At 63.0% G+C, this 18,306-nt stretch carries 19 protein-coding genes; 14 read left to right on the top strand and 5 right to left on the bottom strand.

Annotated features, from left to right (window positions below):
• Positions 1-2: 2 nt before the first annotated feature.
• A complete protein-coding gene (locus EJ072_RS23390; protein WP_126081502.1) occupies positions 3-386 on the top strand; it encodes a hypothetical protein in 384 nt (127 codons plus the stop codon).
• Between the two features lie 395 nt (positions 387-781).
• Here the strand turns inward: EJ072_RS23390 and EJ072_RS23385 are convergent, their stop codons facing one another.
• Entirely contained in the window at positions 782-2,533 is a 1,752-nt protein-coding gene (locus EJ072_RS23385; protein WP_126081501.1) for an adenylate/guanylate cyclase domain-containing protein, read from the bottom strand.
• Positions 2,534-2,841: 308 nt separating this feature from the next.
• Between EJ072_RS23385 and EJ072_RS23380 the strand changes: the two genes are divergently transcribed.
• The 8 genes from EJ072_RS23380 (at position 2,842) to EJ072_RS23350 (ending at position 8,747) form a co-directional block, all read left to right on the top strand.
• Positions 2,842-4,608 (top strand): adenylate/guanylate cyclase domain-containing protein, encoded by a 1,767-nt coding sequence (locus EJ072_RS23380; protein ID WP_126081500.1) that lies wholly within the window; start codon positions 2,842-2,844, stop codon positions 4,606-4,608.
• 111 nt (positions 4,609-4,719) lie between these two features.
• Entirely contained in the window at positions 4,720-5,652 is a 933-nt protein-coding gene (locus EJ072_RS23375) for a 2-dehydropantoate 2-reductase (RefSeq protein WP_245466959.1), read from the top strand.
• A gap of 34 nt (positions 5,653-5,686) precedes the next feature.
• Complete coding sequence (locus EJ072_RS36985; protein ID WP_245467398.1) at positions 5,687-6,076, top strand: hypothetical protein; 390 nt, start codon at positions 5,687-5,689, stop codon at positions 6,074-6,076.
• Entirely contained in the window at positions 5,971-6,426 is a 456-nt protein-coding gene (locus EJ072_RS23370) for a class I SAM-dependent methyltransferase (RefSeq protein WP_245467378.1), read from the top strand. The genes EJ072_RS36985 and EJ072_RS23370 overlap by 106 nt, the downstream gene beginning before the upstream one ends.
• Before the next feature lie 290 nt (positions 6,427-6,716).
• Positions 6,717-7,286 carry a rod-binding protein gene (locus EJ072_RS23365; RefSeq protein WP_245466958.1) on the top strand — a complete coding sequence of 190 codons (570 nt, stop codon included), beginning with the start codon at positions 6,717-6,719 and terminating at the stop codon, positions 7,284-7,286.
• A gap of 8 nt (positions 7,287-7,294) precedes the next feature.
• On the top strand, positions 7,295-7,714 hold the full coding sequence (locus EJ072_RS23360; protein ID WP_126081498.1) for a hypothetical protein: 420 nt from the start codon (positions 7,295-7,297) through the stop codon (positions 7,712-7,714).
• A 31-nt stretch (positions 7,715-7,745) separates the two neighbouring features.
• Positions 7,746-8,276, top strand: coding sequence for a hypothetical protein (locus tag EJ072_RS23355; protein WP_126081497.1), 531 nt, complete (start codon positions 7,746-7,748; stop codon positions 8,274-8,276).
• A gap of 186 nt (positions 8,277-8,462) precedes the next feature.
• On the top strand, positions 8,463-8,747 hold the full coding sequence (locus EJ072_RS23350) for an SCP2 sterol-binding domain-containing protein (RefSeq protein ID WP_126081496.1): 285 nt from the start codon (positions 8,463-8,465) through the stop codon (positions 8,745-8,747).
• 59 nt (positions 8,748-8,806) lie between these two features.
• Here the strand turns inward: EJ072_RS23350 and EJ072_RS23345 are convergent, their stop codons facing one another.
• Both EJ072_RS23345 and odc2 read right to left on the bottom strand, forming a co-directional pair.
• A complete protein-coding gene (locus EJ072_RS23345; protein WP_245463442.1) occupies positions 8,807-9,331 on the bottom strand; it encodes an N-acetyltransferase in 525 nt (174 codons plus the stop codon).
• Between the two features lie 344 nt (positions 9,332-9,675).
• Complete coding sequence (gene odc2 / locus EJ072_RS23340) at positions 9,676-10,809, bottom strand: ornithine/lysine decarboxylase (RefSeq protein WP_126081495.1); 1,134 nt, start codon at positions 10,807-10,809, stop codon at positions 9,676-9,678.
• 543 nt (positions 10,810-11,352) lie between these two features.
• Between odc2 and EJ072_RS23335 the strand changes: the two genes are divergently transcribed.
• The 4 genes from EJ072_RS23335 (at position 11,353) to EJ072_RS23320 (ending at position 15,631) form a co-directional block, all read left to right on the top strand.
• On the top strand, positions 11,353-12,549 hold the full coding sequence (locus tag EJ072_RS23335) for an amidase (protein WP_126081494.1): 1,197 nt from the start codon (positions 11,353-11,355) through the stop codon (positions 12,547-12,549).
• A 2-nt stretch (positions 12,550-12,551) separates the two neighbouring features.
• The gene (locus EJ072_RS23330; protein ID WP_042640557.1) at positions 12,552-13,454 is read left to right on the top strand and encodes a LysR family transcriptional regulator; all 903 of its coding nucleotides are present in this window, start codon (positions 12,552-12,554) and stop codon (positions 13,452-13,454) included.
• A gap of 169 nt (positions 13,455-13,623) precedes the next feature.
• The gene (locus tag EJ072_RS23325) at positions 13,624-14,292 is read left to right on the top strand and encodes a DUF1007 family protein (RefSeq protein WP_126081493.1); all 669 of its coding nucleotides are present in this window, start codon (positions 13,624-13,626) and stop codon (positions 14,290-14,292) included.
• A 103-nt stretch (positions 14,293-14,395) separates the two neighbouring features.
• Entirely contained in the window at positions 14,396-15,631 is a 1,236-nt protein-coding gene (locus tag EJ072_RS23320) for a nickel/cobalt transporter (protein ID WP_245466957.1), read from the top strand.
• A 193-nt stretch (positions 15,632-15,824) separates the two neighbouring features.
• On the opposite strand, the gene EJ072_RS23315 is transcribed toward EJ072_RS23320, so the two are convergent.
• Complete coding sequence (locus EJ072_RS23315) at positions 15,825-16,397, bottom strand: TetR family transcriptional regulator (protein WP_126081491.1); 573 nt, start codon at positions 16,395-16,397, stop codon at positions 15,825-15,827.
• Between the two features lie 76 nt (positions 16,398-16,473).
• On the opposite strand from EJ072_RS23315, the gene EJ072_RS23310 reads away from it, so the two are divergent.
• Positions 16,474-17,223: an SDR family oxidoreductase gene (locus EJ072_RS23310; RefSeq protein ID WP_210211606.1), complete on the top strand. Its 750-nt coding sequence runs from the start codon at positions 16,474-16,476 to the stop codon at positions 17,221-17,223.
• Positions 17,224-17,331: 108 nt separating this feature from the next.
• On the opposite strand, the gene denD is transcribed toward EJ072_RS23310, so the two are convergent.
• Positions 17,332-18,306: a D-erythronate dehydrogenase gene (denD, locus tag EJ072_RS23305; protein ID WP_126081489.1), complete on the bottom strand. Its 975-nt coding sequence runs from the start codon at positions 18,304-18,306 to the stop codon at positions 17,332-17,334.

Genomic DNA, 18,306 nt, shown 5'->3' with positions numbered 1-18,306 from the left:
CCATGACCACGCGCAAGGATCGTCTGAAGAAATTGGTCAAGGTGCAGGAGCAATTGAAGGCGCTGCACGAGACCCGCCATGCCGGCTTCCTCGCCGCCGCCGTCAAGGCGGAAGCGGAGGTCAAGGAACTGATCGAGCATTTCGACACCGACAAATCGCTCGCCGGCCTCTTTCCCGCGCTCTACCACAAGCGCATTACCGACGCGCTCGGCCGCCAGAAACAGAACCTGGAAGATGCCAAGCACGAAGCCGCGCTGATCGCCACCGCGACGGCGCGCACCAACATGGTCGAGCGCGCCTACAAGGATGTGCGCCGCCGCGACGAACGCGAACGCTCCGACCGCGAGCGGCTCGATCTCATCACGCAGAAGCGGGCCGAGGAGTAGCTCGGTAACAACCCGAAGGTGATTTACGGGCGATACCACAACCGCTTTGCGCCTATCTCGGCCATAGAGGTCGGCTTCGCAGCTTCCTCAAAGTGGACGTTGCCGAGCGACTAGGAGGTGGTGGTAGCGACGAAAACGGACGATCAGCCGTTGTCTTGCGAAGCAGCCGTTGCCTACGTCCTAAGGATCGCCGACTGGCTCGATTTCGAGCAGGTGGCGCCCCAATCGCCGGCACAGGCGACGAGTTGGGATCAGGACCTCTCACCCCTCACATGACGCGGATCGCTTTGTACGGCGTCCTGCGGCGACTTGTGCCGGGCCAACGCAACCCACGGGGCTGTCTTTCGCGATCCCGGTGCGTTCCCCACTCGCTGTCATGCGCCAGCCCGACAGCGCTATTCCGGCAGGCCCGCCTTTCGCAAGCCTTCTACAAGCAGAGCCAAATCGGCCGGACGGCAGGTCGGCATGACATCAGCCAGATTGGAAATTCGCTGGCCGGGATCGAGCCCGAGAATTCGGCTCACGACCTTTTGCGCCTCCTCTGTTCGGCCGGCGTGAGCATAGCTTGCAGCCGCAAAGCGCAACGAGGGCAAAAAGTCCGGTTTTTCCCGCAACGATCTTTCAGCCCAAGTTGATGCCTCCTCAAATCGACCAGCGAAGAGATGAGCCACTGCAACCGCATTCTGCATGTCGAACATCAGCGGGTCGACTGGGCTCATGCGCATCGCCGTCGCGAGGTGCCGAAGTGAGGTTTCCGTATCGCCGAGGTCGGCTCTGACCCAGCCGCTGAATAGCCACGCAGTAGCCAGGTTCGGATTGAGCGCAAGCGCGCGGTCAATGAACGCTGCCCCGCTATTGTTGTCGCCCACGACGTAGGCGAGCGCGATCCCGCCGCGGGAAAGAGCGATCGCGTCATCCCTGCCCAAATCCATGGCCTTCAAAGCTAGGCGCTCGGTTTCGGCGGTTTCCAGCTTGCGATCCGTCATCCAACCGTTCGCCTTGCGTATGACGGCACACCACGCGGCCATGCCGTATGCGGAGGCAAATTCAGGGTCGAGTTCGATGGCTCTGTAAAACAACTGAAGAGCGTTCGCGGTGGATTCCCTGGTCAACTGGTGGAGGCTTGCTATCCCGCGCAGATAGTAGTCGTAAGCGTCAAGGTGTTCGGTCGGCTTGCGCTTGGCCCGCTCGATCTCTGCCTGTTCCAGCTTCGGAGCGATCGCTCCGACGACGCTCCGGGTCACTTCCTCCTGCAGATCAAAAACATCCTCCAGCCCGCCGTCGAAACGGTCGGCCCATAGATGTGCTCCCGTTGTCGCGTCGATAAGCTGACCGGTGATGCGAACCCTGCTCGCCGCCTTGCGGACGCTCCCTTCAAGCACGTAGCGCACACCAAGCTCGCGTCCGACCTGCTTGATGTCCACGGCCCGGCCCTTGTAGGTAAAGCTCGAGTTGCGCGCGATGACGAACAGCCAGCGCGTGCGGGAAAGCGCGGTGATGATCTCCTCGACCATGCCATCAGCGAAGTAGCCCTGCTCGGGGTCGCCACTCATGTTGTCGAATGGCAAGACCGCGATGGACGGTTTTTCGGGAAGCGCTAGCATATCCTTTGTGGAGAATACCGAAGTGGGTTTCGCTCGACTGACCCGATAGGCGCGCACCGCTTCCACGATGTTGTGGACCTGATGGCTACCGAGATCGGTGTAGCTGTAGTCTAGTTTGCCTTTGACCTGCTCGTAGACGTTGCGCGCGACGCAGATGCCGCCCGGTTCTGCAAGCTTCTCGAGCCGCGCGGCGATGTTCACGCCATCACCGTAGATCGTATCGTCCTGCGCGATCACGTCGCCCAAATTCACACCCATGCGGAAAGCCATGCGCTTGTCTTCGGGCAAACTTGCATTGTGAGCGGCCAATCCCTCCTGGGCTTCGACCGCACACTGCACCGCGTGGACCGCGCTGGCGAATTCGACAAGAAGGCTGTCACCAGCCGAACCGACGATGCGTCCGCGCGACTCTTTGATCTTGGGCTCGATAACTTCGGCGCGAAGCCTCTTCAGATGCGCAAGCGTGCCAGCCTCGTCGGCTCCCATGAGACGGCTGTAGCCGACGACGTCGGCTGCAAGGATTGCGGCAAGGCGTCGCTCCATGCTTGTGTCCCGGCTCTCCCATAGATCGCTCCGACTGGCGAGCGTAGTCTAGTCCTACCTCCAATGCGAGCGTGCAGTGCCGGCGCCAATAACCGGCGACCTCGCTAGAGGTCGCGTTTAGCCAGAGAGCCGCCGTTACGTATAGACGATCGGCATACTTGTCACTCAGGCAGCCCGGCCTTGCCCTCCTGGAAGGACACATCGCCGTTTGTGTCGCAGTTCAGACCCGAAGCGGCCCCAGGCGGAACGGATCTAAATGCAGCGGCCCTCCTGAGTCTGTGCTATGTCGGATAGGGAAGGAGGGGCAAATGAGCGAGACCCGCAAGCTTGCGGCAATCCTGGCCGCCGATGTCGTGGGATACAGCCGACTGGCTGGCGTGGACGAAGATCGGACTCTCGCGCGCCTGCGGGCGCTCCGCAGCGATCTGGTTGATCCTACCATCGCGGTACACATCGGACGCGTGGTGAAACGCACCGGTGACGGAGCCCTTGTCGAGTTCCGTAGCGTGGTCGATGCCGTCCGATGCGCTATCGAAGTGCAGAATGCCATGCTTGAACGAAATGCCGGAGTGCCGCCTGATCGACGTATCGAGTTCCGGATCGGCATCCATATCGGCGACATAGTCGAGGAGAGCGACGGTGACCTAATGGGCGACGGTGTTAACATTGCTGCTCGCCTGGAAAGCATTGCGGAACCAAGTGAGATTTACCTGTCAGGTGCGGCATATGAGCAGGTGCGCGACAAGCTGAAGGAAGAATTCGAGGATCTCGGCGACAAAGAACTCAAAAACATTGCACGGCCGGTGCGAGTCTATCGCGTGGCCTTCGACCGTCACATCGCAAGCGTGTCGACAGTGCCCGATCTGTCCGGCGGAAGACTGGCGCCGCCCGACAAGCCGTCGATCGCCGTCCTGCCCTTCCAGAACATGAGCGGCGACCCCGAACAGGAATACTTCGGCGACGGGATCGCGGAGGACATCATTACCGCCTTATCCAAGCTGCGGGGCTTCTTCGTTATCGCGCGCAATTCGTCCTTCGCGTACAAAGGCAAGGCGCCAGATATCCGTCAGGTCACGCGCGAGCTTGGTGTTCGCTATGTACTGGAAGGCAGCGTTCGCAAGGCGGGTGAGCGACTGCGGGTAACTGGCCAGCTTATTGACGCGGCCAGCGGCAATCACATCTGGGCAGAGCGCTACGACCGCCCCGCCTCTGATATTTTCGCAGTGCAGGATGAGATCACTCACAGCGTTGTCGCAGCGATAGAGCCGCAGATTTACGCAGCTGAACGCCTTCGCCTTCAAAGTAAGGCGCCTGAGAGTCTCGATGCGTGGGGCTGCGTCGTACGAGCAATGCCTTATATCTGGACATGGGTTATTCAAGACGAGGACACTGGCATCAACCTCCTGAAGCGAGCTATTGAGCTTGATCCCCACTACGCTCGCGCCCGCAGCCTGCTCGCGTGGGCCTTCGCCACCCGTGTAATTTCCGGCAATTTGGAGTTTGAGCAAGGCATATCAAGTGCCCTCGCGCTTGCCCAGGGTGCGATAGACCTCGATCCCGACGACGCATGGGCCCATTTCGCGGCAGGTTACATATCAGCGTTTTCGAGACGATTTGGGCCGGCGGTGGAGGAACTGAACGAGGCACTGCAGCGTAACCCGAACTTTGCATTCGTCCACATAATCTTGGGGGTAGCCTACGGCTATGCGGGGCTTGCTGAAGATGGCCTCCGCCAGCTCGAAATCGCACGACGACTGAGTCCCCTTGATCAAACCCAAGCAGCGAATCTTTCGGTGGAGGGTCTTTGCCATCTGGTCGCCGGCCGTTACGCCGAAGCGGTAAGAGCTGAACGTCGGGCTGTACTGATGAGACCAAACTTTGGAACCGCTTGGCGCACACTCACAGCAGCCGCAGGACTGGCCGGTGATCTGGAAATCGCACGTCAAGGACTCGTCGAATGCAAACGGCTACAGCCGAATCTCAGCATCGATTGGGTCGAAAAATACCACCCACTGATACGGTCACAGGACCGTGCCAGATATATCGAAGGCCTACGACGCGCAGGCCTGGAATAATGACCTGTGAACTGGTTCGTCACTGAAGAAGCTGCTAATATTCGTTCGGCTCACCAATTGGTCCGCAACGCTTGGCGGGTTGATGGCGACAGCTGACGTCGAGGGGACGGCATGCGGATCGCAATGATGGGAGCGGGCGGCATTGGCGGATATATCGGCGCCAGGCTAGCCCAGGCAGGGGGCGACGTGAGCTTCATTGCTCGCGGAGCGCACCTTGCGGCAATGCTCCAGACTGGTCTGAGTATCCAGAGCGACCTCGGCAGCTTTGTTCATGCGCCTGTATCCGCGAGCGGAGCGGCGGTTGATATCGCGCCTGTGGATCTGGTGATTTTCGCTGTCAAGCTCTACGACAGCGAGGGGGCGGCTGCATCTATCGCACCCCTCGTGGGGGTCAACACGCGCGTCGTTACGCTGCAAAACGGCATCGACAGCGTCGAAATCCTTGGTCGTCATCTGCAGCGTGACCGCGTGATAGGCGGCGCCACCTATCTTTCCGGCTTCATCAGCAAGCCGGGCGAGGTCGTTCATTCCGGCGGGCTGCCTCATATCCTGGTCGGCGGCCAACATGATCCTGTCATCGAGCAACTGAAGGGGCTGTGTGATCGCGCCATCGGGCTTGAGCTCAAACCAGTCGCAGACATCGACGAAGTGCTTTGGGAGAAGTTTGTAACGCTTTGCGCCTTCTCGGGAGGAACATCGCTGATGCGCTCTGGCATCGGCCCGATCCTGGCCGATCCGGAAGCACGCATCTTCATTGAACAGTTGAGGGATGAGGGGATGGCGGTAGCCGCAGCGGCCGGCCACCCAATGGCCGACGGGTTCCCGGGCCGCGTCGAGACCAGGTGGTCCGCGTTTCCTCCGCATGTGAAATCCTCGATGGCAAATGACCTCGAACGTGGGAGACCCATCGAGGTCGCGTGGCTTTCCGGGCGCATGCATCAACTGGGAATTGAGTTGGGTGTCGCCACGCCAGGCCACACGGCGGTTTTTCGGGCGCTGCATCTGCATGCACTGGGGACGCAGCGCCAGAATTCCAATCTCTGATCACGCTCATAGCCGAATCTATTTGGAGGACGTCATGGCAGGTTCCTCGAACGAAACAACGTTAGTCAGGGCAGGCGACGACGCTGTCGGCTCCCAGGACATGTTCAACAAGGAACTGCAAACCTATCGCAAGATCGTTGGCGCGAATCTCATGTTCCATCGGGAGGTCTACGGCGTCCTTCGCGATCTGCTTGTCGAGCATGCGCCGGCGTCATTCCGGTTTCTCGACATTGCCTGTGGAGATGCCAGCGCCTCCGCCGCAATGCTGAAGACGATGGCGATGGAAATTACGTCGGCATCGACTTGTCTGAGGCATCTCTGCGACTGGCGGCACGAGAGCTCGACGGTATGCCATGTCCGGTCGAGTTGCAGTGCAATGATTTCGCCCAGGCCATGGCGAAGTGGTCTGAGCCTGTCGATGTAATCTGGATTGGGATGTCGCTGCATCACCTGCCTGCCACGGGCAAGGCACAGCTGATGCACGACGCCCACCGCTCTCTGGGCGGGAAGGGCATGTTTATAATTTGGGAGCCGGCGCTGTTCGAAGGAGAGGAGCGCTTATCCTGGCTGGCACGATTTTCTTTGCTGCGCGACGAATGGTCGGCAGTTTCAGATGAGGAATTCGCTTCGATGGAAAGGCACATGCGACTTGCCGATTTCCCGGAGACGGTCGGCACATGGCTCGGCATGGGCACGGACGCCGGCTTCTCCCAGGCGGAGGAGATTTTCATGATGCCTAACGAAATGGGTAGGGTGTTTCGATTCTCAAATTGAGTCTGAGCCGAGAATAGCCGCCGTCATCTTCGGCACGACCACACAGAGCTAGGCGACTATTTTGGACGAGATGCGCCGAGCTACCGATCAAAACCTCGAACTCGTCTTGTAAACAGACCGTCGGCTTGCGGCCCCAGCGACATCAGCAGAACATCGCGTGGGGAATGCCACTCGAAGCGCGAGCAGACAACCGATCCAACATCGGCATGCGTCGCACTTTTTCCCGCAAGCCTGCCACAAGCTTGTTCAGTCATGTTGCGGATAACAAAACCGGCAAAGGGCGGACTTTCTTGGCCATTTCCCCACCCAGCGACATCGTCATGGACGTTGCCCGCGCAGCGGAGCCGGCCGATGTCGAAGCCGCGCGCGCGGCGCTCGCAAGAAGGGCGAATGGCACTTCGGCACCGTTCTCTGTCGATCCGTCCGCCACGGTCGATGCCGGCTCCGTGCTCTCGCGCGCCACTGCCGACAAGGTGGAAGCCGCCAATCCCGCGAAGAAGTTCCAGCGCTTCGAGGCGATGGTGCTGACGACCTTCATCCAGAACATGATGCCCAAGGACGCGGAGGGCGTTTACGGCAAGGGCCTTGCCGGCGACATGTGGAAGTCGCAGCTCGCCGAGAAGGTAGCCGATGTCATGGCCGCGCATGGGGGCATCGGCATCGCCCGATCCATGCTTGCCGACCATTATCTGGATGGCAAGCGCAAGGTGCCGGTCGGCCCCGTTGCCGGCGGACCGCAGAAAACCGAGATAGACCAGCAAACCAGGCTTTCGACCTCGATGGTCGAGGAGCTTGAGCGCAAGGCCGCACGGTCGATGACCGGCGACGACACAACCATAAAAATGGACATCAATATCTAGGGACCTACATGGCCGACCAGACGGACCTTTACAACCTTCCCGCTCGCGCCAATGCATCGGACGCGCCTGCCGCCGCACGACCCGGCAACCTCGCCGCCATCATCGGCCGCATCGAGGAAGTCGTGGACGAGGAGACAGCCGGCATCCGCAGTGGAACGGCCTATGACCTCAAGGCCTCGAACGCGCGCAAGAGCCGGTATCTTTACGAGCTCAACCGGGCGCTCAAGGGCGCCAACGAGATCGAGTTCCTCGAGCAGCATCGCGAGGGCCTTTTGCGGCTGCGCCAGAAGCTGGCCAAGAACGAAGCGGCGATCCTTGCCCATCTCAACGCCGTCAACGAGGTCGCCACGCTTCTGAGGAACGCCATCCAGCGCGCCGATACGGACGGCACCTATTCGGCCGCCGAGTTCGGCATGGCCCGAGCCTGATGGAGATGATCTGGGCGCAAGGAAAGACCCGGTGATAAAGTTTGTCGCCGCCGCGCTGTGGATTTGCGCCGTGACGCTGGGCGCGGTCTTCTATTCCTTCCAGGCGGCCAGCCAACGCGGCGCGGCCGAACCGCCGAAGCCGATGCTGGGCGGCCTCGACTACGTCAAGACCGACATGATCTCGGTGCCGCTGCTGCGCGATGGCACGATCGACGGCTATTTCCTCACCAAGCTCGTCTACACGATCGAGCCGGAGCAGATGAAGAAGCTGTCGGTGCCGGCGCAGGCGTTGATGACCGACCAAGTCTATTCCTATCTCTATTCCAATCCGCAGATCGATTTCACGAAGAAGGAATCGATCGATCTCGACGCCTTCCGCAAGTCGATCCGCGATACCATCAACACCCGCATTGGCGTCGAGCTGGTGCACGACGTGCTGATCGACCAGGTCAACTTCCTCTCCAAGGACGATATCCGGGACAACGCGCTGCGCCGTCGCAGGGGCGCCGGGGAAACCGCGGCGGCAATGACCAAGGCGTTCAAGGCCGCGCCGGAACATTGATCGCCCGGCACGGATGCCTAGCCGCGCTTACCCCTGTTGCGACATGACGCATGGTGACCGCGTTGACGTTTACGTCAACTCGAAGCTATATGCGCGGTGACAGGCGACCGCGCAGGCGCGGCGCATCTACCTCGCCCAGCGGCCAAGCGCCGGTGCGCGTCAACGCAACCAACGAGGAGAACAGCCATGGGCGTTCAGGAGATTGCCGACAAGATCAGGTCGCGCGTGGCAAGCGCGGGCTTCGAGCATTCGGTCAAGTTCGACACCGGCGGCGACGGCGTCATCGTCATCGACGGTGCGACCGTCTCGACCACCGATGCGCCGACCGACTGCACCGTGAAGCTGTCGCTCGACGATCTGGATTCGCTGATCGCCGGCGACCTCAACCCGACCATGGCCTTCATGGCCGGCAAGCTAAAGGTCGAAGGCGACATGACGGTCGCCATGGCGCTCAGCCAGCTGCTCGGCTGATCGTTCGCAAGAAACAAGGCCGCCCATCGGGCGGCCTTGTTTCTGTCGAATAGTAGGCGTCAGGCGACAAAGCCCGGCGCCTGCCCCTTGATCTTGCGGCCGGCGGCCTTGATCGTGCCCTTGACGCCATCCAGCGTGCCGTCCTTCAGCTCCAATGCCAGAAGCCGGTGCCGCTCGTAGGGGCCAGGCATGGCAAGCGTTCCGGTGCGGTCGGCCGAGAAGCCGAACCGTCCGTAATAGGGCGCATCGCCGACGAGCAGGATCGCGCCATGGCCGAGCCGCGCGGCCTCGGCGATCGCATGCCGCATCAGCGCCGAGCCGATGCCGCCGCTCTTCAAGCCAGGCTCGACCGCCAGCGGGCCAAGCAGAAGCGCTGCCGGACCGCCCTCGCCCAGCCTCACATCCCAAAGCCGCACCGTGCCGACGACCACGCCCGACGCATCGCGGGCGACGAAGGCCAGTCCCTCCGAGGGCCGGCGGCCGCGCCGCAGCTTTTCGGACGACTTCTTCTTGCGCTTCGGCCCCATGGCGCGGTCGAGCAGCGCTTCGCGCGCCGTGGTGTCGGCCGCGCTTTCGCCGACGATGACGAAGGCAGGCGCCTCGACGGCCCCCTCGTCCGGCGCGCCGCGCGAGCCAGCCTGTGCCCGCAGGGCAAGGGAGGGCGCCAGCGCATTTTCAGGCGAAGTGGAAACCGGTTCGCCGTAAGAAAATGCGCCACGAAGCACTGCCGCAATCGGGCTCTTCTCCCCCGCGGAGAAAAGCTCATCCGACGGTCCGGACGAGGGGGCAATTTCGGTGGCCGCGATGGCCGATTTGATCAGGTATTCCATATCCGCGATCCTTCACGAGCGGAGATCTGTTCCACAAGCGAGCCTGGGCGGGCGACAGGCGCCCGCGCCGGTCGATCTGAGCGGTTCTTGCGAACGGCTCAGATCACGTAGGATCGGAGAGGCTCGAAGCCGTTGAAGGCGACCGCCGAGTAGGTGGTCGTGTAGGCCCCGGTGCCTTCGATCAGCACCTCGTCGCCGATGGTCAGCGACAAGGGCAGCGGATAAGGCGTCTTCTCATACATCACGTCGGCCGAATCGCAGGTCGGGCCGGCGAGCACGCAAGGCGCGGTCTCCGAGCCGTCATGGCGGGTGACCAGCGGATAGCGGATCGCCTCGTCCATCGTCTCGGCGAGACCGCCGAACTTGCCGATGTCGAGGAACACCCAGCGCACATTGTCATTGTCGGCCTTCTTGGAGATCAGCACGACTTCCGACTTGATGACGCCGGCATTGCCGACCATGCCGCGGCCCGGCTCGATGATCGTCTCGGGCAGCGCATTGCCGAAATGCTTGCGCAGCGCCGAGAAGATCGCCTGGCCGTAGGCCTGGGCCACTGGTACGTCCTTCAAGTAACGGGTCGGGAAGCCGCCGCCCATATTGACCATCTTGAGCACGATGCCTTCCTCGGCGAGCGTCGCGAACACCTTCTTGGCGTCGCCCAGCGCGCGGTCCCAGGCCGACAGGTCGGTCTGCTGCGAGCCGACATGGAACGACACGCCATAGGCGTCGAGGCCGAGGCCCTTGGCATGGCGCAGCACGTCGACGGCCATCGCGGGCACGCAGCCGAACTTGCGCGACAGCGGCCACTCGGCGCCCTCGCCGTCGGTCAGCACGCGACAGAACACGCGCGAGCCGGGGGCGACGCGGGCGATCTTCTCCACCTCCTCCACGCAGTCCACGGCGTAGAGGCGAATGCCGAGCTGGTAGGCGCGTGCGATGTCACGCTCCTTCTTGATGGTGTTGCCGAAGGAAATGCGATCGGCCGGCGCGCCGGCATCCATCGCCATCTCGACCTCGGCAACCGATGCGGTGTCGAAGGACGAGCCCATCGCAGCAAGGAGGCGCAGTATCTCCGGCGCCGGGTTTGCTTTCACCGCATAATAGATCTTGGAATCGGGCAGCGCCTTCTCGAAGGCGCGGAAATTGTCGCGCACGACATCGAGGTCGACGACGAGGCAGGGACCGTTCGGACGTCGGGTGGCGAGGAAGTCAAGGATGCGCTGGGTGGCCATCGGGGTCTCTCCATAACGCCTTTCGGCGCGCACAAAGGCTGCGGAACGCGGGCGCTCAGCCTCGCGAACTCGCGGTCAAACAAAGGCGGGACGTCAAATCCATGGAACCAGCCGGTGGAGACCCCGGAACCATGAAATGCCGTCTCGCGGCGATGAACCTTGGCCTTGCCCGGCCTCGGTTCGCTTTGTCTGCCTTGGCTTGGATGGGAGAGCCCCGTCCGCACTGCCGGCAATGAAGGTGTGCCTCTTTAGTAACCCCGGTCTTTGGACAACCGGAAGAGAACCAGAAAGGCCCGCACCGTCGTTGCTTCAAGGTGTCCTCGGTCTTGTGGTTGGCCACTGACCGACTGGAGGGGTTGGCTCCAGTTACCTTACCGATTGCCCTCACCATTCGAGGATCGGCGGACACCCACAGGCACGTGCGACTTTGGGCAAGCGCGATATAGGAGCGAAGGGTTTCACAATCAACAAAAATCGTAAGCCCAGGTTGTAAAATTTCTGGCATCGAACAATGTTGGTCCGACTGTATCCGGAAATCGAACGATGCCAGGAACTCAAGGACCGCTGAACGCCTTCCTCAATCTGCGCCAAATGCCTGTGGAGGATGCGGAATTGGGCCCGCTCGCCGGCCTGCGCCTGGCCGTCAAGGACATCTATGACGTCGCCGGCTACCGCACCGGCTGCGGCAACCCGCAAAAATACGAGGAGGCGCATGCCGCCTCGCGCACGGCGCAAGCGGTGCAGGCCATCCTCGACGCCGGCGCGCGATTCGTCGGCAAGACCCAGACCGACGAGCTGGCCTTCTCGCTGTTCGGCCAGAACGCGCATTTCCCATACCCGGTCAATCCCGCCGCGCCCGATCGCGTCACCGGCGGCTCCTCTTCCGGCTCGGCGGCCGCGGTTGCCGGCGGGCTGGCGAACATCGCCACCGGCTCCGACACCGGCGGCTCGATCCGCGCGCCGGCGAGCTTCTGCGGCCTGATCGGGCTACGCACCACCCATGGCCGCATTTCGCTCGACGGGGCGATGAAGCTGGCATCGAGCTTCGACACGTTCGGCTGGTTCGCCGACGACATCGAGACCTATGAGACGGTCGGCAAGCTGCTGCTCGGCCGCGACCTGCATCAGCACCCGCTCAACCGCCCGCTCTCGATCCGCTGGCTGGACGCCTTCGTCATGGGTCCGGCGGAGGCCGCGCAATATGCGCGCATGAAGGCGCTGGCCGCCGCTGTCATAGGCCAGCCCGTGGAAACCGAATACGCCTTCGCTTCATTCCCCGACGAGCTTTACTGGTGCTTTCGCCGCCTGCAGGCCTTCGAGGCCTGGCGCGAGCATGGCCCGTGGATCTCGGCCGGCGGTCGCCTCAGCCCGGGCGTCGAGGAGCGTTTTGCCTTCGGCCGCACCATAGATGCCAAAACTGCCGCCGCCGAAGCGGCGCGGCGGCTGGCTTTCCGGGCCGAGCTCGGCGCCCTGCTTGGCAATGACGGCTTTCTCGTCCTGCCCACCGTTCCCGGCGCGGCGCCGCTCGCCGCCAGCACCCCGGAACAGTTCCAGGCCTACCGCGAAAGGGCGCTGCATCTCTTATGCCTTTCGGGTCTTTCGGGCTTTCCGCAGATCACCTTGCCGATCGGCTCCGTCGACGGCGCGCCCTTCGGCCTGTCGCTGCTTGGGCCTTCCGGCAGCGACGTTGCCCTGATACGGCTCGGCCGCAAGATTCTCGACGCGGCACGAAAGGTCTGACCATGGATACATTGACCCGCATGCGCGCCTTCATCGACGTGGTCGAGGCGGAGGGCTTTTCGGCCGCGGCGCGCAAGATCGGCCGCTCCAAGGCGCTGTTGTCGAAATATGTGCGCGAGCTGGAGGACGAGCTCGGCGCGCTGCTCTTGAACCGCACCACGCGCCAGTTCTCGCTGACCGAGGCCGGCCACACCTATTATCAGCGCGCCTCGGAGATCGTGCGCGAGGTTGACAGCCTTGCCGAGGCGGTGCGCCAGTCTTCCGGCGACGTCCGCGGCAGGATCAAGCTGTCGGCCGCCCGCACCTTCGCCGACGCGCCGATCGGTCAGTCGCTGGTCGACTTCGCCAGGCAGCATCCCGACATCGTGCTCGACATCCATCTCGACGACCGCTTCGTCGACCTTGTCGAGGAAGGCTTTGACCTTGCCGTGCGCATCTCGCGGCTGGAGAACTCCTCGCTGATCGCCAGGCGGCTGGCGCCGTTCTCGGTCAGGCTGTGCGCGTCGCCGGAGCTGATCGCCAAGCATGGCGCGCCGACGCGCCCGCAGGATCTCGCAAACCTGCCCTGCATCGTCGACACCAACGGCCGCTCGCTGGCCAACTGGCGCTTCAAGGGCGAAGGCGAGGAATCCATCAGCGTCGCCGTTTCCGGGCCTATCGAGGTCAACAGCCCGATCGTGGCGAGAGCCGCCGCGCTCTCCGGCCTGGGCTTTGCCATGCTGCCCGATTTCATCGCCGCCCCCGACCTCGCGTCCGGCAAGCTGGTCACCGCGCTCGACGATCGCATCCTGGCCGGCACCGGCATCTTCGCCGTCTACCCGCACCGCCGCTATTTGCCGGCCAAGGTGAGGGTCTTCGTCGACTTCCTGGTGCACTGGTTCAGGACGCGCGACACGGGCGCCTGAGCGAGCGTCCCAATTTCGCCCCCTTTCTGCTAACTCTGGGCTCGCTCCCGAGAGCAATTCCAGGAAAAGTGCGTAGCGGTTTTCCGTCCGGAATTGCGCAAAACAAATTATTAGAGCGGGTCAGCGTGGAACGCAGAACCGCTCTAAGTCAATGGAATCGCGGCACGGAATGCATCTGAAACGGCAAGCAACCATGCTGGCTTCGGCCCTTGCGGCCATATTGGCCTCGGTAGAGCAGGCTGAAGTCCATCCGCATGTCTTCGCCGAAGCCCGGCTCGACGTCATCCTCAGCCAGGATCACCAAAGTGTGACGGCGCTGCGCCACCTTTGGCGCTTCGACGACCTGTTTTCGAGTACAGTGATGATGGAGTTCGACAAGAACTCCGATCTGAAGCTTGACGACAAAGAGCTCAAGGAAGTGGCCGACACCGTCCATTCCTCGCTGGCCGAGTTCAACTACTTCCAGCTCGTCACCCAGGACGGCAAGGACGTGCCCATGGTGCCGCCGCCGCATCTGATGGCGAATTTCGACAACGATCAGTTGATCATCCTGTTCGAGTCGCAGCCGAAGACGCCGATCAAGCTTGCCGGCAAGGTCGACATCGGTGTCTACGATCCGACCTTCTACACCGCGATCGACTTCACCGACGACGCCAACATGACCGTCGAAGGCCTGCCCTCGACCTGCACCAAGAAGGTCATCCGTCCGGATCCGGACGAGGCGATCAAGGAAAACCAGAAGACCCTGACGGACGCGTTCTTCAACGATCCGACAGGCACGGACATGAGCAAGATCTTCGCCACCAAGCTCGAATTGGACTGCCCGCCGGAAGGATGATTTGGTGATGAAACCGTCGTTACGCGCAAGCAGGTTCCGCAAAAGTGTCGCACGGTTTTGCGATCGGAACCTGCGGCAGACAAGGGAATCCAAGCGGATATTCGTGGGGCATCCCACGAATATCCGCTTGGCGCTTGGCCTGCTGGCCGCCACATTGGTGATCGCCCACCTGCCCGGCGCCGCGCATGCGCAAAGCTCGCTCGGCATCGGCACCAATGACGGCATGGCGCCGACCACCACAGGTCCGTTCGCCCATATCCTGATGTGGATCAATCTCAGGCAGCAGGAATTCTATCACTCGCTGGCGGCGGCCATGAAGGCGATGCGTCAGGACGGCAGCAAGCTCTGGCTGCTGATCGGCCTGTCCTTCGCCTATGGCATCTTCCATGCCGCCGGCCCCGGCCACGGCAAGGCGGTGATCTCTTCCTACATGGTCGCAAACGAAGTGGCGCTGAGGCGCGGCATCCTGCTTTCCTTCGTTTCGGCGCTGCTGCAGGGCCTGACGGCGGTGGTCGTCATGGTGCTTGCCTATTTCGTGCTGCGCGGCACCGCCATCTCGATGACCGACGCCGCCTGGTTCCTCGAAATCTCCAGCTTCGTGCTGGTCACCTTGTTCGGCGCCTGGCTGCTTTGGCGCAAGCTCGGTCCATCGGCGCTGCGCCTGTTCGGCAGAGCGCCCGCCTACAGCCTGTCGGCCGCCCATGCCGGCCATTCGCATGGCGGGCACTCCCGCGCGCACGCTCACGCGCATTCCCACGCTCACGCGCATTCCCATGCCGGCCATGCTCATGCGCACGCGCACGCCGCGCATTCCCATGCCCTCCACGTGCATGACGATCATGATCATGACCATACACATAGCCATGATCACGGCGCGCACGATCTCCATCATCACGACCATGCCGCGCACAGTCACAGTCATGAACATCAGCATCACGACCATGGCCCGGGCGAAGTCTGCGAGACCTGCGGCCATTCGCATGCGCCGGATCCGGCGATGCTGTCAGGCGACCGCTTCGACTGGAAGACCGCCTGGTCGGCGGTGGCCGCCGTGGGCATCCGCCCCTGCTCCGGCGCGCTGATCGTGCTGAGCTTCGCGCTGCTCAACGGACTGTGGCTGGGCGGGCTGCTGTCGGTGCTGGCGATGTCGATCGGCACCGCGATCACCGTCTCGGCACTGGCGACGATCGCCGTGCTGGCGAAGAACTGGGCCGTCTACTTCGCCGGCGACGGCCGCATCGGCAACCATATCCATTCCATCGTCGAGATCGGCGGCGCCGCCTTCATTTTCATCGTCGGCTTGCTGCTTCTGTCGGCCAGCCTGTCGGGCGGCGTCTGAAGTGCCGACGATGGAGGAAGGACGCGCGCGGCCGTCAATGTCAGGCTGGCCGATCCCGAAGCGGTCGCCGGACTGGCGGTAATCGCGTCTATGGCCTGAACAGCTTCGATGTCATCCGGTTGCGCGAGCGGAACAGCTGTCGGTATGCAACGCAATAATGGAGGGGGCGCCTTCGCGCGGCGTCCGGTCCAACTCAGAGCCAGCCCATGCGCACGGCGGCGGCAATTCTTTCATTATCGCCATTGGCCAGAAGGTCGATCAGCAGGCCGCGTATCGTTGCGAGTATACGGGTAGCCCGCGCCTCGGCCTCGGCTCGCGGGAGCTGCGTCTGGGTGTCGATCAGCAGGTCCAGCCAGTCCTGGGCCGCTTCCGCCGCGAATCCCGCCCACGGACCGGGCTTATGGCTGAAAGAAAGCAGGAACGCCTCATAGGTGAGCCTGACCATCGGACGTTGCTCGGGCGCGGACATCCATGCCCACAATCGCCCGGCCGTTTCTTCGAGGCCATGGCTTCGGCCCTCGGCCGCGAGCGCGACAGTCAGTTGCGCGATCTGTTCGGTGCGCGCCCGGACCAGCAGTTCGCGCAGCAGCTTCTCCTTACTGCCGAACAGATAGAGCAGCACACGGGGACTGGAGCCAATGGCGGCCGCCAGCGGGCGCAACGACAATCCATTGAGACCATGGTCGAGCACATAGGCATAGCTGGCATCGAGCAGTTCCGCCCGGCGGAGGGAGGGTTCGGCAGTCACTGCTTCATGCCCGGCCATCTTGCGCTCCTTTCATGCCCGCTGTAATACCTAACTGAAACGGTCGTTTCAGTCGAGGTATTCGATGGCGTGCAGCATGAGCTTCTCGCTTGCCGGCCGAACCGCCCTGGTGACAGGATCGGTGCGTGGGCTCGGGCTCGAGATGGCGCGCGGCCTGGCCGAAGCCGGCGCCCGCGTGATCCTGAACGGGCGCGAGCCCGCCACGCTCGAGGCAGCCATCGCCGGAATGCGGGACCAGGGCCTGGATGCGCATGGCGCGCCGTTCGACGTCACTCGGCGCGACGCCGCGCAGCAGGCGCTTGCCGGGCTGGGCGACATCGACATCCTCGTCAACAATGTCGGCCGTCGCGATCGCCGCGGCTTCGACGCCATGTCGCCGGAGGAATTCGGCGCCATGCTCGACGGCCACCTGGTTTCCGCCTATGCGATGAGCCAAACGGTCGCCCGTGCCTTGATCCGCCGCGGCGCGCCGGGCCGGATCATCAATGTTTCCTCCGTCATCGCGCAACTCGGCCGGGCCGGAGACGTCGCCTATCCCGCGGCCAAGGCCGGTATCGACGGCCTGACCCGGGCGCTCGCCGTCGAACTCGGCGGCCACGGGATCACCGTGAACGCCGTCGCCCCCGGAACCTTCGCGACCGAGGTGAATGCCGGCCTCGCCGAGGATCCGGATTGGGCGCGCTGGCTGAAGACACGCACGGCACTCGGCCGCTGGGGAAAGCCGGAGGAGATCGCCGGCATCGTGGTTTTTCTCGCCAGCGACGCGGCTTCCTTCGTCACTGGCCAGACAATCGCCGTGGACGGTGGCATCACCACGACATTTTGACAACGCAGGTGACTGGGCGTTCCTTCGCCTTCACTCCCTACGATCGAATTAATTGCAGAGAGGCGGGTAAAGGTTATCTCGGGAAAGCTGTGACCCCTTAGAGTTCACCTAAGCGACCGTTTTGCCGAGCTCATCTTCGATATGAGCTTGGATGATCTCGTCGAAGTTCTTCTCGGCGGCAAAGCCGAGCTCCCGCGCCCGCCTTGCCTCGAACCGTGTCGGCCAGCCTTTGACGATTGCCCAGATGGTCTCGTCGGGTTGCTCGCGGATCCGCTTCGCGACTTCGGCGCCGGCAATGCGCTCCAGCGCCTCGATCTGCTCGCCGACGGTGACGGCGACTCCGGGCATGGTGAGGTTGCGACGCGGTCCGACCTTGTCGCCGTCGATTTCGGCCGCATGGATCAGGAAATTGACCGCCGAGCGCGGGCTGGCATGGGTGTGCAGCACTGAGCGCGGCACCGGCAGGATCGCCTCCTGCCCGGCGAGCGGCTCGCGGATGATGCCTGAGAAAAAGCTGGAGGCTGCCTTGTTCGGCTTGCCGGGGCGCACGCAGATCGTCGGCAGCCGGATGCCGATGCCGTCGAAAAAGCCGCGCCGCGTGTAGTCGGCGAGCAGCGCTTCGCTCATCTGCTTCTGCGTGCCGTATGAGGTGAGCGGCGTCGGATGGAACTCGTCCGGAATGACATCCGGAAAGGGCGCGCCGAAGACCGCGATCGACGAGGTGAACACGAGGCGCGGCGCGAAGGCCGCCAGCCGCACCGCGTCGAACAGCGCGCGCGTGCCGTCGAGATTGACCCGGTAGCCGAGATCGAAATTGGCTTCCGCTTCGCCCGAGACGATGCCCGCCAGGTGGAAGATCACGTCCGGGCGCGGAGCCACGAGGGCCGCCATGGCGCCGGGCGCGGATAGATCGCCGGTGTGGATCGAGACATCGACGCCTGTGAGCGCCGGCGGCTGCGGCGCCACGATGTCATGCAGGTCGAGCGCCGTGATCTTGCGCCCGCGCAAGGCGCTGTCCTTGGCCAGCCGCGCTATAAGCTTGCGGCCCACCATGCCGGCCGCGCCCGTGATCAGAATTCTCAT

The organism is Mesorhizobium sp. M2A.F.Ca.ET.046.03.2.1 (genome assembly GCF_003952425.1).
In the GTDB taxonomy this organism is placed as follows: domain Bacteria; phylum Pseudomonadota; class Alphaproteobacteria; order Rhizobiales; family Rhizobiaceae; genus Mesorhizobium.
The sequence above is the reverse complement of the archived record's forward strand: the minus strand, read 5'-3'. Positions and strand labels throughout refer to the sequence as shown.